Genomic DNA, 14,410 nt, shown 5'->3' with positions numbered 1-14,410 from the left:
TAGCAACATGTACTATTCGTATCGCTACCCTCGTAATACCGCGAGAATTGGGACAGACAAGAACCGATCCAAGCCGACTATGCAACTGGCTCGCATAAGGCATTTGATTTAGAATAACGGCATTGGATACGTGGAAATTTGGTGCTATCGAAAAGGCCGGCAAACTGCTAATACAGACATCAAAGCCTATCGGTACAGGTCAAGCACCTGATTCGACTTTCACTACACGGTTCCCCGCGGCTTGCTTTCCTATTTCCAGATTGGGATGAGGTTGAAAAGTTCAAGCCGCCTCGGTTTGTCATGTTCTGAGTTAGCAACCTTGGAGAAAACCTTAAATGGAAACGCAATCCACTTATAACTATAAGGTGGTGCGCCAATTTGCCATCATGACCGTAGTTTGGGGCATAGTCGGCATGTTGGTGGGCGTCATCATTGCGGCCCAGTTAGTGTGGCCGGAGCTCAATTTCGGGCCCTGGTTCCACTTTGGCCGCCTGCGCCCCTTGCACACCAACGCCGTCATCTTCGCCTTTGGCGGCTGCGGTCTGTTCGCCACCTCCTACTACGTGGTGCAACGTACCTGTAACGTCAGACTGATTTCCGACAAGCTGGCCGCTATCACCTTCTGGGGCTGGCAGCTGGTGATCGTGCTGGCGGCCATCACGCTGCCGCTCGGCTTCACCACCTCCAAGGAATACGCTGAGCTGGAATGGCCGATCAAACTGCTGATCGCCGTGATCTGGGTGATTTACGCGATCGTGTTCTTCGGCACCATCGCCATCCGCAAGGTCAAGCACATCTACGTGGCCAACTGGTTCTACGGCGCCTTCATCCTGGCCGTGGCGCTGTTGCACATCGTCAACTCCGCCTTCGTGCCGGTGACCATGTGGAAATCCTATTCGGTGTACTCCGGCGCCGTCGACGCGATGGTGCAGTGGTGGTACGGCCACAACGCGGTGGGCTTCTTCCTGACCGCGGCCTTCCTCGGCATGATGTACTACTTCGTTCCCAAGCAGGCAGGCCGTCCGGTATATTCCTACCGTCTGTCGGTGGTGCACTTCTGGGCGCTGATCTTCACCTATATGTGGGCCGGTCCGCACCACCTGCACTACACCGCGCTGCCCGACTGGACCCAGTCCGTCGGCATGGTGTTTTCCCTGATCCTGCTTGCGCCGTCCTGGGGCGGCATGATCAACGGCATCATGACCCTGTCCGGCGCCTGGCATAAGCTGCGCACCGACCCGGTGCTGAAGTTCCTGGTGGTATCGCTGTCGTTCTACGGCATGTCCACCTTCGAAGGCCCGATGATGTCGATCAAGACCGTCAACGCCTTGTCCCACTACACCGACTGGACCATCGGCCACGTGCACTCCGGCGCGCTGGGCTGGGTGGGCTTCATCACCATCGGTTCCATGTACTACCTGATCCCGCGCCTGTTCGGCCGCGAAACCATGCACAGCGTCAAGCTGATCGAGGCCCACTTCTGGCTGGCCACCGTCGGCGTGGTGCTCTACATCGCCGCGCTGTGGATCTCCGGCGTGATGCAAGGCCTGATGTGGCGCGCGTTGAACCCGGACGGCACCCTGACCTACGCCTTCGTCGAGGCGGTGAAAGCCACCTACCCGTACCACACGGTGCGTCTGCTGGGCGGCTTCCTGTACCTCTCCGGCATGCTGTTGATGGCTTACAACACCTACCGCACCGTCGTCGCAGGCCGCGCCGTCGATGCCAAGATCCCGGCCATCACCGCAGAAGCACATTAACAGGCGAGAATAATCATGGACAGAATCCAGAAACTGATTGAAGAGCATGTAGGCTGGCTGATCGTGCTGACCCTGTTGGTGGTCAGCGTGGCCGGCCTGGTGGAAATCCTGCCGCTCGCGTTCCAGAAATCCGTGACCGAACCGGTGGCCGGCGTCAAGCCGTTCACCGCCCTGCAGCTGGCTGGCCGCGACATCTATATCCGCGAAGGCTGCACCACCTGCCACACCCAGATGATCCGCCCGTTCCGTGCCGAAACCGAACGTTACGGCCATTACTCCGTGGCCGGCGAATCCGTGTACGACCACCCGTTCCTGTGGGGCTCCAAGCGCACCGGCCCCGACCTCGCCCGCGTCGGCGGCCGCTATTCCGACGAATGGCACCGCGTGCACTTGAACAACCCGCGCGACGTGGTGCCGGAGTCGAACATGCCGGCCTTCCCGTGGCTGTCCAAGAACCTAGCCGACGCCGATGTGGTGCCGAAGAAGATGGAAGCCCTGCGCCTGGTCGGCGTGCCCTATACCGACAAAGACATCGCCGAGGCGAAGTCTCAAGTGGAAGGCAAATCCGAGCAGGACGCCGTCGTCGCCTACCTGCAGGGCCTGGGCCTTGCCGTGAAGAATAGGCGCTAAGCCATGGACTGGGTCACTTTCGGGCGTTCGCTGTTCACCGTGGTCTGCTTCGCGTTCTTCATCATGGTGTTGATCATGGCCTACAGCAAACGCTCCAAGAACCGGTACGAGGAGGCGGCCAACCTGCCCTTCCTGGACGACGACAAGGTAGAGGAAGCCCCGCACGACGAGGCTGCCCACGGAGCAAGAAAATGAGTCAATTCACAAGCGGTTTCTGGAATATCTGGATTATCGTGATCGTACTGGGCGGCATCATCGGCTTGACGCTGCTGGTGTTCACCCAATCCAAGACCACGGTCAAAAAGGGCGAAGAAGTCGACATCACCGGCCACATCTGGGATGGCGACTTGGCCGAGTACAACAACCCGCTGCCGCGCTGGTGGATGCTGATGTTCTACATCACATTGATCTTCGGCGTGGTCTACCTGGTGCTGTACCCGGGCCTGGGCGACTACAAGGGCGCTTTCGGCTGGACCCAGATCGACCAGTACAAGGCCGAGAGCAAGGCCGCTGAGCAAAAATACCAGCCGCTGTACGACAAGTACCTGAAGCAGGATATGAAGTCGGTCGCCGCCGATCCCAAAGCCCAGGAAATGGGCCGTCGCCTGTTCCAGACCTACTGTGTGCAGTGCCACGGCGCGGATGCCCGCGGCGCCAAGGGCTTCCCCAATCTGGTGAGCCATGACTGGATCTACGGCGGCGAGCCGGACACCATCAAGACCACCATTCTGAATGGCCGCCATGGCCAGATGCCAGCCTGGGGCGCGGCCTTCGGCGAGGAGAAGGTCAAGGATGTGGCCAACTACGTGATGTCGCTGTCCGAACACAAGAAGAAGTTCGACGCGGAGCGCGCGGCCCGAGGCAAGGAAACCTTCGCCGCGGTATGCGCCACCTGCCACGGACCGGACGGCAAAGGCAACCAGCAACTGGGCGCGCCCAACCTGACCCATCCGTCGGGCAGCTGGCTGTACGGCGGCACCGAGAAGGCTATCATCGAGACCATCACCAACGGCCGCAACGGCCAGATGCCGGCCTGGAAGGATTTCCTCGGCGAAGGCAAGGTACACCTGCTGGCCGCCTACGTCTGGAGCCTGTCCAACAACCCCAAGGCGCAGCAGTAAGCGCCTTGCCCGGCGCGCCGTCCGCCCCGCGCGGGCGGCGCGCTTCGCCTCTCCCCCACCCAGAGGCTTTGGTAGAGCGCATCGACCGGTGAGTTTCACCAAACCCTCTTCAGGAAAACGACATGTCCGAATCGCTGAAGAAAATCCCGATCAAGGTTGAAGGCGCCGGCCAGGACAACGAAACCGTCTCGCTGTACGAATCCCACCAGAAAATCTACGTCCGTGCCGCCAAAGGCATGTTCAACAACCTCCGCATCCTGTTCGTGCTCGGCACCCAGCTGGTCTACCTGGGCCTGCCCTGGCTGCAATGGGACGGCCGCCAGGCGGTGCTGTTCGATCTGGCCGATCGCAAGTTCTACCTGTTCGGCCTCACCGTCTGGCCGCAGGACTTCGTCTATCTCGCCGCGCTGTTGATGTGCTGCGCCTTCGGCCTGTTCACCTGGACCACCATCGCCGGCCGGCTGTGGTGCGGCTATTCCTGTCCGCAGACGGTGTACACCGAGATCATGCTGTGGATAGAGCAATGGGTGGAGGGCGACCGCAACAAGCGCATCAAGCTGGACGCCGCGCCGATGAGCATGCGCAAGCTCAGGTTGAAAACCGCCAAGCACTTCATCATGATCGTCTTCTCGCTGTGGACCGGCTTCACGCTGGTAGGCTATTTCACGCCGATTCGCAGCCTGATCGCAGCGCTGCCCAGCTTCGGCTACGGTCCGTGGGAGACGTTCTGGATGTTCTTCTACGGCGGCTTCACCTATCTGTTCGCTGGCTTCATGCGCGAGCAGGTGTGCAAGTACATGTGCCCGTACGCCCGCTTCCAGAGCGTGATGTTCGACGCCGACACGCTGATCATCTCCTACGACGAGGCCCGCGGCGAGCCACGCGGCGCGCGCAAGAAGGGATCTGACCCCAAGGAGCAAGGCCTGGGCTCCTGCATTAACTGCAGCATCTGCGTGCAGGTGTGCCCGGTGGGCATCGACATCCGCAACGGCCTGCAATACGAATGCATAGGCTGCGCCGCCTGCATCGACGCCTGCGACGAAGTGATGGACAAGATGGGCTATCCGCGCGGCCTGATCCGCTACACCACCGAGAACGCGCTGGAAGGCAAGTACCCGGAAAAGGAAATCGCGTCGCGGCTGAAGCGGCCCCGCGTGGTGCTGTACATCCTGGTGCTGAGCGCGGTGATCATCGCCGCCGTCACCTCGCTGGCGATGCGCAAGCCGTTCAAGGTGGACATCCTGCGCGACCGCGCCTCGCTGGTGCGCGAGACCGACGAAGGCTGGCTGGAAAACACCTACATCATCAAGATCATCAACACCACGGAACGTCCGCAGCAATTCCGGATCACCGCCGAAGGCCTGCCCGACATCAAGGTCAAGACCGAAACGCCGCTGGTGGCCATTCCCGCCGCCGCCACCGACAGCGCAACCGTGCACGTGGAAGCCGATCCGCAGTACGCGACCAAGGGCAGCCACCCGATCCGCTTCATCGTAGAATCCGCCGGCGATCCCTCGCTGCGGGTAGAAGAAAAATCCAGCTTCATCGGAGAATGACATGCAGCACACCGCCCACCACCCGTCCCGCCCCTGGTACAAGGAACCCTGGCCCTGGATATTGTTCGGCCTGCCGGCGGTGTCCGTCGTCGTCGGCATCTTTTTCCTGATGGCGGCGATCAAGTCCGACGACGGCCTGGTCACCGACGACTATTACAAGAAGGGTAAGGCGATCAATATGGAGCTGCGGCGCGACAAGGCCGCGGCGCAAATGGGCCTGTCCGCCCAGCTGATGTTCGGCAGCGACGGCCGCAGCCTGCGCTTGGTCACAAGCAGCAAGGTCAAGCTGCCCGACACCCTGTCCTTGAACATGATCCACCCGGCCCAGGACGATTACGACCTGTCCGCCGTGATGACCATGGCCGGTCCCAATCTGTACCAGGGCATCCTGCCCAAGATCCCGGTCAACGCCAACCACTGGTACGTACAGTTGGAAGACCATGACAAGAAATGGCGGATCCAGGGCGAATGGAAGCCGGGCTCCGGGCAGATGGCGATGCTGGGCCAGCCGCATCTGGAACCGGTCGAGCACTGAGCGCCAAACTCGACCCCTATCAAAACGGCCCACGCGCGGGCCGTTTTCTTTGCCTGGCCGCCCCCCGAACTACGCCACCGCCCTCACCCGGCTGAGCCAGGCAAGCGCGCCCGCGCCCGCCTGCCACGCCGCCGTCGCCAGCATCAAGTCCCGCAGCGGCATGCCGGCCGACAACACGCCGCCCAAAACCAGCGCCAACGGCATCAGCAGCTTGAACAAGGAGCCGGTCAGCCCTGACACGCGGCCGATCAGCGCCGCCGGCGTCGCTTCCTGCCGGTAGCTCCACACGCCGACATTGCCGCACACCACGACAAAGCTCTGCAGCGCCATCGCGCCCGCCAGCCACGGCATCTCGCTCAACAAAGCCTGCGCCGCCATGCCGGCCGCCTCCAGCAGCAGGGCCAGACAGATCATCCGCCCCAGTCCCAGCGCCCTCCGCGCTCGCGCCACGCACAAGCCGGCCGCAATGCCGCCCGCGCCGGCGCAGCCGAACAGCAGCCCCAGTTGCCCTGGAGAAAAACCCAGCTGGTCGCGGGCGCGGAACAGGAACAACACCTCGGCCACGCCGGCCGCGCCATTAGCCAGCACCACCACCCAGCTCAGTTGCCACAGCGCCGAATTGCCGCGCAGCGTCCGCCAGCCAGTAGCCAGCTCCGCCAAGAAACGCCGCTCGCCGCTCCCCCGCGGCGCTAGCGCCGGCACTCTGGCCATCAGCAACGAGGACAATAAAAACATCAGCGCCGGCGCGCCCAGGCTCCAGTGCGGGCTGGCCCAGGCGATCAGCAGGCCGGACAACATCGGGCCGCTGACGGCGAACACGTCGAACAAGCTGCCCAGATAGCCATTGGCCTGCACCAGCTGCGCCGCCGGCACGCTCTCCTTCACCAGAGCCATCCGGCAGATAGCGGTCACGTAGTTGCACAGCATCACGCAGAAAGTCAGCGGATAGAACAGCCACGCGGCCATTCCGCCGCCGGCCAGCGCCAGCGCGCAGACGCCCAGCAATGCGGCCATCGCCAGCAAGGCCCGCTGCGCCCAGCTGCGGCGGCACACCCGGTCCACCCACACGCCGATGAAGGCCGCCAACAGCAGATTGGGCAGGAACTCCACCGCGCGCAGATTGCTCATCGCCGCCAAGGAATGCGTCAGCTCGTACAGGATCATCGGCAGCGCCAACTGGTAAATCTGGCCGCCCAGCGCCAGCAGCGCGGTGGAAGCGAACAGGCCGGTAAACACCGGCTGCCGCCACAAGGAAGAGGAAGAAACCGCGGACATGCGCGCTCCATGACATTTGACAGAAGCGGCAGTATCCGGCACAAAAGCGGAGACAAAAATGGAACATTTTAAAACCATTCCTCCCCTTTTATGCGCCTGCTCCAACACTACCAGCGCCTGAGCCAAGCCCTCCCCGCGCACGACGGCCCGGCGCGGCTGGCCGACATCGCCGCCGCCCTGCATTGCAGCCCGCGCCATGCCCGCGAACTGATGCAGAGCATGGCGGCAAACGGCTGGCTGCGATGGCAGCCGGGGCTGGGGCGCGGCCATGCGTCGCGGCTGAGCCTGCTTGCGCCGGCCGGCCAGCTGGAGATGGACGCGGTGCGCGGCCATCTGGCCGATGGCGACATCGAAAAGGCGATGCGCTTGCTGCCCGCGGCCGCGCGCCGCCAAGTGGCCGAGCTGCTGCCCGCCTATCTCGGCGTCCCGCCGGCCCAACCGCAAACGCTGCGCCTGCCCTTCTACCGGCCGTTGCACAGCCTGGACCCGGTCCGGATCAATCGCCGCACCGAATGCCACCTGATCCGCCAGATCTTCGACGGCCTGACCCGCTACGACCGCGCCCAGGGGGAAATCGTCCCGGCGCTGGCCCACCACTGGAGCCATGACGGCGCATGGCGGAACTGGCGCTTCCATCTGCGCTCCCACGTCGCCTTCCATCATGGCCGAGCGCTGGATGGCGAAGACGTCCGCCAGACCCTGCTGCGGCTGCGCGACGAGGCCGGTCCGCACCAAAGCTTGCTGTCCCATCTGGAAGACGCCAGCCTGCCCGCGCCGCTGACCGTCGACATCCGTCTGAAACACTCCGACGCGCTGCTGCCGCGGCGGCTGGCCGACAGCGCCTCCTCCATCCTGCCCCGCGATTGCTGGCCGCAAACGGACTTCGGCCACCTCCCCATCGGCACCGGCGCATTCAAGCTGGAGGTCAATAACGACTACCGCGCCACGCTGCGCGCCTTCGACCGCCACTGGAAGGAAAGGCCGTTGCTGGACACGGTGGACATATGGGTCGTCGACGACCCCGACGTGCGGGCGCGGCTGGATGCCCGCTTCTGCCACCCGGATGAGCCTGCCGTCCGGCCATCGCTGTACCAACTGGAGGCCGGCTGCAGCTATCTGGCCGCGAACCCGGCCCGGCTGGATGCCGTGCAACGGCGGGCGCTGGCCGACTGGCTGCACCCAACCGTCTGGCAAGCCGCGCTTGCCGGCGAACCGGCGCTGGGCATGCTGCCGCAATGGCGGCACCGCCCGGCGCCCGTCCAGCCGCAGCCCCCGCGCCTGCCGCCGACGCTGCGGCTGGTCACCTACCAACTGCCGGCCCATATCGAGCTGGCCGAGGCTGTGGCGCGCCGCTTGCGCGACATTGGCAGCCGGATCGCGCTGACCGTCATGTCCTATCCCGATTTCGCCCGCTACGACTGGCTGGACGACGCGGACCTGCTGCTGACCGGCGAAGTGATGGCCGACGATGTGGATTTCGGCGTCTACCAATGGCTGTGCCAGGATGCCGGCTACCGCCATTGGCTGGAAGAAGGGACTCGACAAAAAATCCGGCTAACGGAAAGAAGACTGGCGATGGAACCGGACGCGGAGCGGCGCTGGCAAGGCTACGAAGCGCTGGCGCGAACGCTGGTGGAGGAAGCCAGCCTGATTCCGCTGCGGCATCATGTCCAGACGATGGAATTCGCGCCGCAGCTGCGGGGCGTCACGCTGGCGCAGTGCGGCTGGATGGACTTCGGCAAAGCGTGGCTGGCTCCCCCGCTCTGAGCAAGCCCTGGCTCAGATGGCGGCGTCCGAGTGATAACGCAGCCAGAAAGCCTCGCGGCAGCCGTTGTCGAAGCTTTTGCTCATCGGCTCGATGCCCGGCGAGCTGCCCAGCTCCAGCACTTCATAGGTGATCCAGCTCTCGGCGCAGGCCAGTTCGCTGGGGTAATCGTCCACCTCGATGCTGCGGCGGATCGCCACGCCGTTGTCGAAACGGTACACGCGCTCCCGCAGCGTCACCTCGCAATCGGCCTCGCGCCAGCTGTCCTGCCTATCCTCGCGGCCGACGATGCGCTCCGCGCCGGCTCCGCCCATGATCGCCCGCGCATAGCCGGCCAGCGGCTCGCTCGCGCCAGCCATCAAGCGTTCTCCTTGCGGATGTCCGCCAGCAGCGGTTGCGCCAGACGCCGGTAATCGTCGCCGTCCAGCACGATGGACGCATCCAGCCGGCCGGCGTTGAACGCGACTTCCCGGTAGCGCGCCAACAGCTGCGGGTCGACCACCAGCCGGATGGACGGATCGAAGCTGAACGGCGGGATGGAGCCGATCACGCAGCCGGTGGCGGCCTCGGCGTCGGCCGCGTCGGCCAGCTTCACCTTGCGCGCGCCGACGGCGGCGGCCACCTTGGCGAAATCCACCCGCTCGTCGCCGGGCAGCACCGCCAGCACGAACCGGCCAGGCGCGTCCGCCACCTTGCACAGCATCGCCTTGGCCCCCTGCCCTACCTCGGTGCCGCGTATCTCCGCCACCTTGTGCGAATTGCCCTCGGATGGATGCTCTATCACCCGGAAACGGGCCTGGCCCTGTTCCAATATGTTCCGCAAACGTTCAAACACGGTCAGCGCCTCCCGCAAATACTGGATCGTTCCAAACAACATGAGGCCGGAAAGCGGATGGACAAGCCCCGAATGCCGCTTGTTGCCCAACCCAGCCAACCTCTACACTGCAAGCCTCGTCCCCATCCATGCCTCCCATGCTCAAACTCAACCTCGGCTGCGGCCACGACAAGCGGACCGGCTTCATTAATGTCGACTCTCAGGCTGCTTGCCAGCCAGACCAGGTGGTCGACCTGGAGCGATTCCCCTGGCCCTGGGCCGACGGATCGGTGGACGAGATCGTGATGAGCCACGTGCTGGAGCATCTGGGCGCCGATACCGACACCTATCTGGCCATCATCAAGGAGTTGTACCGGGTGTGCGCGCCGGATGCCCGCGTCACCATCACCGTGCCGCATCCGCGCAGCGACAACTACCTGGCCGATCCCACCCATGTGCGGCCGATCACGGCGATGGGCCTGCAAATGTTCAACCAGGAGCTGAACCGCCAAAGCATCCAGGAAGGCGGCTCCAGCACGCCGCTGGGTATTTATCTGAATGTCGACTGGGCACTGGAATCGTCGGATGTGAAGATACTGGAGCCTTGGGCCAGCCGCTTCAACGGCGGCCAACTCACCGAGGACGACATCACGCTGGCGGTGCAGAACTTCTACAACGTGATCGGCGACTGCACTTTCGTGATGCGCATCCGCAAACCGGCTTTCGCCGGCTGACGCTCGCTCCACGCATCCCGATCCGGGACCTGCCCGGCGCATCGCCGCCCAGCCGCACAAGCCGCTTGCCCGCCATTCGCCAGACATGCATCATGCATAGCCGGACGGCGGCGAAAACTGGCGTTCCGCCATCCGCGTCCTAGCCGCAACCACCGTACAGAAAGGCTGAAGATCATGTCGAAAGAGCTTGTCTTCTATACCAACCCGCAATCGCGGGGCAATATCGTGCACTGGATGCTGGAAGAAGTGGGCGCGCCTTACCGCCCGGTGCTGCTGGAGTACGGCGCCTCGATGAAGGCGCCGGAGTATCTGGCCATCAATCCGATGGGCAAGGTGCCGGCCATCCGCCATGGCGATCAGGTCGTCACCGAAGGCGCGGCCATCTGCGCCTATCTGGCCGACGCCTTTCCCGAGGCAGGGCTCGCACCGGCGCCCACCGAACGCGGCGATTATTATCGCTGGCTGTTTTTCGCCGCCAGCTGTGTCGAGCACGCCTGGACCAATCAGGCCGCGGGCTTCACGCCCACCCAGGAGCAACAGCGGATGTTCGGCTACGGCTCATACGAGGCGACGCTGAACACCCTGGCCAAAGCCGTCGCCGGCCGCCGCTATCTCGCGGGAGACCGCTTCAGCGCCGCCGACGTGTATGTCGGCCGCACGATCGGCTATGGCATCGAGTTCGGCAATATGCGCGACTGGCCGGAGCTGGTCGCTTACTGGGATGGACTGAAAAACCGGCCGGCCCTGCTGCGCGCCGCCGAGCAGGCCGCCCAGTGGCAGGCAAGCAAGGCGTAAACGCCAGCCACGCGCGGGAGGCGGAATCGCAGCCTCCCGCCCGCAAGCGCTACGCCGGCCTCAGCCGCGCGGTGAAGTGCCGCAGTATCGGCGGCTCGTAGTCGAAGGCCAGCCCCCTCACCGCCGCCGCGCGCTGTTTCACCTCGATCAGACATTCGGCGATGTAGTCCATGTGATCATTGGTGTACACCCGGCGCGGTATCGTCAGACGCATCAGCTCGAACGGCGACGGTTCCTGCTGGCCGGTCTGCGGATTTCGGCCCAGCAGCAGCGAACCGATCTCCACCGCCCGGACGCCGCCTTCCAGATACAGCTCGCAGGCCAGCGCGTGCGCGGGAAACCGCTCGGCCGGAATATGCGGCAGCAGGCGCGCGGCGTCGACGAAAACGGCATGGCCGCCGGTTGGATACTGGATAGGCACCCCGCCTTCGCGCAGCCGCTCGCCCAGGTAGGCGACCTGGCCGATGCGGTAGTCCAGGAAAGCATCGTCCAGTCCTTCCCTCAATCCTATCGCCAACGCCTCCATGTCGCGGCCCGCCAAACCGCCGTAGGTGACGAAGCCCTCCATCGGCACGCAACGCACCTGCACCTCGCGGAACAGCGCCTCGTCGTACTTGAAGCAGCACAGTCCTCCGATATTGACCAGCGCATCCTTCTTGGCCGACATCGTGAACATGTCGCCGTGGCCGAACATTTCGCGCGCGATGGTCGGTATGGACGCGCCGGCATAGGCCGGATCGCGCTCGCGGATGAACCAGGCGTTCTCGGCGAAGCGGGCGGCGTCGATCACCACCGGAATGCCGCGCGAGCGCGCCAGCTCGCTGGCCGCGCGGATATTGTCCATCGACACCGGCTGGCCGCCAGCGCTGTTGCAAGTGATGGTGATGATGACAGCGGCGACGTTGTCGCCCTCGGCCTCGATGATCTGCCCCAGCCGCGCCAGGTCGAAGTCTCCCTTCCAATCGTATGCCGTGCCGGTGTCCAACGCCTGCGGCGTCAGCACGTTGACCGCGCGGGCGCCCGCCAGCTCGACATGGGCCTTGGTGGTATCGAAATGGTAGTTGGACAGGAACACTGGTCGCTCGCCCCGGCAACGCTTCACCAGTTCCGGAAACAATATCTGCTCCGCGCCGCGCCCCTGGTGAGTGGGGATGGTGTGCGCGTAGCCGAACAGCTCCCGAACCGTGTCGGCCAGGCGCAGGAAATTGCGGCTGCCGGCATAGGCCTCGTCGCCCATCATCAGGCCGGCCCATTGGCGATCGGACATCGCGCCGGTGCCGCTGTCGGTCAGCAGGTCGATGTAGACATCCTCGGCTTTCAACAGGAAGGGATTCCAGCCAGCGTCGGCCAGCGCCCGGCGACGGTCTGACGGCGTGGTTTGCCGGATGGGCTCCACCATCTTGATGCGGAAAGGTTCGGGAATGCGTCGTGCCATGATCTTCTCCTCGGCGCGGCCGCGCGCCGCCCGGACAAGCGCGGGCGAAGCGGCGGCGGGCCATCATGCAGTCGAAACAAATAGGGAACGATTGCCGGAGGAGGTCAGGCGCGCGGGAAGTCGAACGTCAGAATGATGTCGACGGTGTACCAATTGGGGCGCAGGCCATTGAGGTGAGTCAGCGCCTGGCCAGCATGGGGTTCGATATTCATCGCCACACCTTGAGGCAGTTGCATGATCGCCCGGACGCGGGCGTACCTTCAAGATAGGGCAGGATTGTCAGACTGCGCAACAATTTAGGATTAGGAAAAACTATTTCAATGTTGATTTGTATACAGTCAACAATAACCACTATGCAATAAACTCATCACGCCTAGAGTATTAACTAGCAAAAAATCATCACCAAAGAAAAGTATTTGCTCCATTTATTACAATGTAATTGATCTGGCTTAAAAAAAATTTTCACATCTCAACATTTAATCGATATGATCTTGCGCTGCCTACAAAATCCAAGGCATGCATAAAAAACAAAAACACCGCTCGTTGCTGGTGATATCTCAAGTCACTCGAAGGAAACCCTTATGTCTACACAATCGCATCCCAAAGGGCTCTATCTGCTCTTTGTGACGGAGATGTGGGAGCGCTTCAGCTACTACGGCATGCGCGCCATCTTCACGCTTTACATGATCAAGGCGCTGCTGTTCGACAAGGCCCATGCCTCGGATATCTACGGCACCTACACCGGCCTGGTGTATCTCACCCCGCTGGTCGGCGGCTACATCGCCGACCGCTACTGGGGCAATCGCCGCTCCATCCTGGCCGGCGGCGTGCTGATGGCCATCGGCCAATTCATGCTGTTCTTCTCCGGCTCGCTGCATGAAACCAACGTCGCAGCCGCCTCCTGGCTGCTGTACGGCGGCCTGGGTTTCCTGATCGCCGGCAACGGCCTGTTCAAACCGAACATCTCGTCGATGGTGGGCCAGCTGTACGCCCCGGGCGACAAGCGCGTCGATTCCGCCTTCACTATCTTCTACATGGGCATCAACACCGGCTCGCTGATCGCGCCGCTGGTGTGCGGCACCCTGGGCGATACCGGCAATCCGGGCGACTTCAAGTGGGGCTTCATGGCGGCCGGCTTCGGCATGCTGCTGTCGCTGGTCGTGTTCACCCTGTTCAAGAACAAATATCTGGTGACGCCGGAAGGCAAGCCGATCGGCCTGGCGCCCAAGCGCCATCACGACAGCGGCGAAAAAGTGGTGCACGAGCCGTTGACCGGCATCGAGAAGCAGCGCCTGGCGGTGATCCTGATCGTGTCCGCCTTCGTGATCTTCTTCTGGTCCGCCTTCGAGCAGGCCGGCGCTTCGCTGACCTTCTTCGCCGAAGAGCAGACCAACCGCAACCTGATGGGCTACGTGATCCCGGCCTCGTTCTTCCAATCGCTGAACCCGGTTTCGGTGGTGATCTTCGCGCCGATCTTCGCCTGGATCTGGACCAAGCTGGGCCGCAAGGGCATGGAGCCGTCGTCGCCGGCCAAGATGGCGCTGGGCCTGTTCTTCCTCGCGCTCGGCTACCTGGTGATCGCCTTCGGCGTCGACGGCCTGGCGCCAGGCGTCAAGGTCAGCATGCTGTGGCTGGTCAGCCTGTACGTGCTGCACACCTTCGGCGAACTGAGCTTGTCGCCGATCGGCCTGTCGCTGGTGGTGAAGCTGTCCCCGGCCCGCTTCACCGGCTTGATGATGGGCATCTGGTTCCTGTCCAACGCCGCCGCCAACAAGTTCGCCGGCACGCTGTCTGAACTGTACCCTGACCCGGCAAAGCCGGTGCCGCACTTCCTCGGCTACGCGGTCACCAATCTGCACGACTTCTTCATGCTGTTCGTGATGATGGCCGGCGCCAGCTCGCTGGTGCTGTTCGGGCTGTCCTCCGTGCTGAAGAAAATGATGCACGGCCGCTGATCCGCCGCTTGCCGCATCCAAGCCAACGCCGCCTC

Annotated in this window: 15 protein-coding genes; 10 read left to right on the top strand and 5 right to left on the bottom strand. The window is 63.4% G+C overall.

All coding sequences use genetic code 11. The features are described from left to right. Positions 1-335: 335 nt before the first annotated feature. The 6 genes from ccoN to LQR33_RS07575 all read left to right on the top strand — a co-directional run bounded on the left by ccoN (position 336) and on the right by LQR33_RS07575 (position 5,602). The gene (gene ccoN, locus LQR33_RS07600; RefSeq protein ID WP_166438998.1) at positions 336-1,760 is read left to right on the top strand and encodes a cytochrome-c oxidase, cbb3-type subunit I; all 1,425 of its coding nucleotides are present in this window, start codon (positions 336-338) and stop codon (positions 1,758-1,760) included. A 15-nt stretch (positions 1,761-1,775) separates the two neighbouring features. Continuing rightward, positions 1,776-2,390, top strand: a complete 615-nt coding sequence (ccoO, locus tag LQR33_RS07595) for a cytochrome-c oxidase, cbb3-type subunit II (protein ID WP_046157332.1) — start codon at positions 1,776-1,778, stop codon at positions 2,388-2,390. Between the two features lie 3 nt (positions 2,391-2,393). Continuing rightward, positions 2,394-2,585 carry a cbb3-type cytochrome oxidase subunit 3 gene (locus tag LQR33_RS07590; protein ID WP_166438999.1) on the top strand — a complete coding sequence of 64 codons (192 nt, stop codon included), beginning with the start codon at positions 2,394-2,396 and terminating at the stop codon, positions 2,583-2,585. Beyond that, on the top strand, positions 2,582-3,511 hold the full coding sequence (ccoP, locus tag LQR33_RS07585; RefSeq protein ID WP_104946330.1) for a cytochrome-c oxidase, cbb3-type subunit III: 930 nt from the start codon (positions 2,582-2,584) through the stop codon (positions 3,509-3,511). Before LQR33_RS07590 ends, ccoP begins: the two co-directional genes overlap by 4 nt. Before the next feature lie 122 nt (positions 3,512-3,633). Then, the gene (gene ccoG / locus LQR33_RS07580; RefSeq protein ID WP_231468217.1) at positions 3,634-5,067 is read left to right on the top strand and encodes a cytochrome c oxidase accessory protein CcoG; all 1,434 of its coding nucleotides are present in this window, start codon (positions 3,634-3,636) and stop codon (positions 5,065-5,067) included. Between the two features lies 1 nt (position 5,068). Beyond that, positions 5,069-5,602, top strand: coding sequence for a FixH family protein (locus LQR33_RS07575; protein ID WP_021478129.1), 534 nt, complete (start codon positions 5,069-5,071; stop codon positions 5,600-5,602). Positions 5,603-5,671: 69 nt separating this feature from the next. Here the strand turns inward: LQR33_RS07575 and LQR33_RS07570 are convergent, their stop codons facing one another. Beyond that, positions 5,672-6,877 carry an MFS transporter gene (locus LQR33_RS07570; protein ID WP_231468215.1) on the bottom strand — a complete coding sequence of 402 codons (1,206 nt, stop codon included), beginning with the start codon at positions 6,875-6,877 and terminating at the stop codon, positions 5,672-5,674. A 90-nt stretch (positions 6,878-6,967) separates the two neighbouring features. Between LQR33_RS07570 and LQR33_RS07565 the strand changes: the two genes are divergently transcribed. Further along, positions 6,968-8,644, top strand: a complete 1,677-nt coding sequence (locus LQR33_RS07565; RefSeq protein ID WP_231468213.1) for an SgrR family transcriptional regulator — start codon at positions 6,968-6,970, stop codon at positions 8,642-8,644. A gap of 12 nt (positions 8,645-8,656) precedes the next feature. Here the strand turns inward: LQR33_RS07565 and LQR33_RS07560 are convergent, their stop codons facing one another. After that, the gene (locus LQR33_RS07560; RefSeq protein ID WP_166439004.1) at positions 8,657-9,001 is read right to left on the bottom strand and encodes a hypothetical protein; all 345 of its coding nucleotides are present in this window, start codon (positions 8,999-9,001) and stop codon (positions 8,657-8,659) included. After that, positions 9,001-9,477, bottom strand: a complete 477-nt coding sequence (locus tag LQR33_RS07555; RefSeq protein WP_221668211.1) for a YbaK/prolyl-tRNA synthetase associated domain-containing protein — start codon at positions 9,475-9,477, stop codon at positions 9,001-9,003. Before LQR33_RS07555 ends, LQR33_RS07560 begins: the two co-directional genes overlap by 1 nt. A gap of 137 nt (positions 9,478-9,614) precedes the next feature. Between LQR33_RS07555 and LQR33_RS07550 the strand changes: the two genes are divergently transcribed. Continuing rightward, complete coding sequence (locus tag LQR33_RS07550; RefSeq protein ID WP_221668212.1) at positions 9,615-10,190, top strand: class I SAM-dependent methyltransferase; 576 nt, start codon at positions 9,615-9,617, stop codon at positions 10,188-10,190. Between the two features lie 174 nt (positions 10,191-10,364). Further along, entirely contained in the window at positions 10,365-10,985 is a 621-nt protein-coding gene (locus tag LQR33_RS07545) for a glutathione S-transferase family protein (RefSeq protein WP_221668213.1), read from the top strand. 49 nt (positions 10,986-11,034) lie between these two features. On the opposite strand, the gene LQR33_RS07540 is transcribed toward LQR33_RS07545, so the two are convergent. Together LQR33_RS07540 and LQR33_RS24205 are read right to left on the bottom strand one after the other, a co-directional pair. After that, entirely contained in the window at positions 11,035-12,420 is a 1,386-nt protein-coding gene (locus tag LQR33_RS07540) for a tryptophanase (RefSeq protein ID WP_231468211.1), read from the bottom strand. A 104-nt stretch (positions 12,421-12,524) separates the two neighbouring features. Further along, positions 12,525-12,656, bottom strand: a complete 132-nt coding sequence (locus LQR33_RS24205; RefSeq protein ID WP_269326224.1) for a hypothetical protein — start codon at positions 12,654-12,656, stop codon at positions 12,525-12,527. 345 nt (positions 12,657-13,001) lie between these two features. Here LQR33_RS24205 and LQR33_RS07535 point away from each other — a divergent pair, with 345 nt between their 5' ends. After that, positions 13,002-14,375: a peptide MFS transporter gene (locus LQR33_RS07535; RefSeq protein ID WP_166439009.1), complete on the top strand. Its 1,374-nt coding sequence runs from the start codon at positions 13,002-13,004 to the stop codon at positions 14,373-14,375. The last annotated feature ends 35 nt before the right edge of the window (positions 14,376-14,410 follow it).

This window comes from Chromobacterium piscinae, from assembly GCF_021129175.1.
Lineage (GTDB): Bacteria > Pseudomonadota > Gammaproteobacteria > Burkholderiales > Chromobacteriaceae > Chromobacterium > Chromobacterium piscinae.
This window is presented reverse-complemented; position numbering and strand designations above follow the sequence as displayed.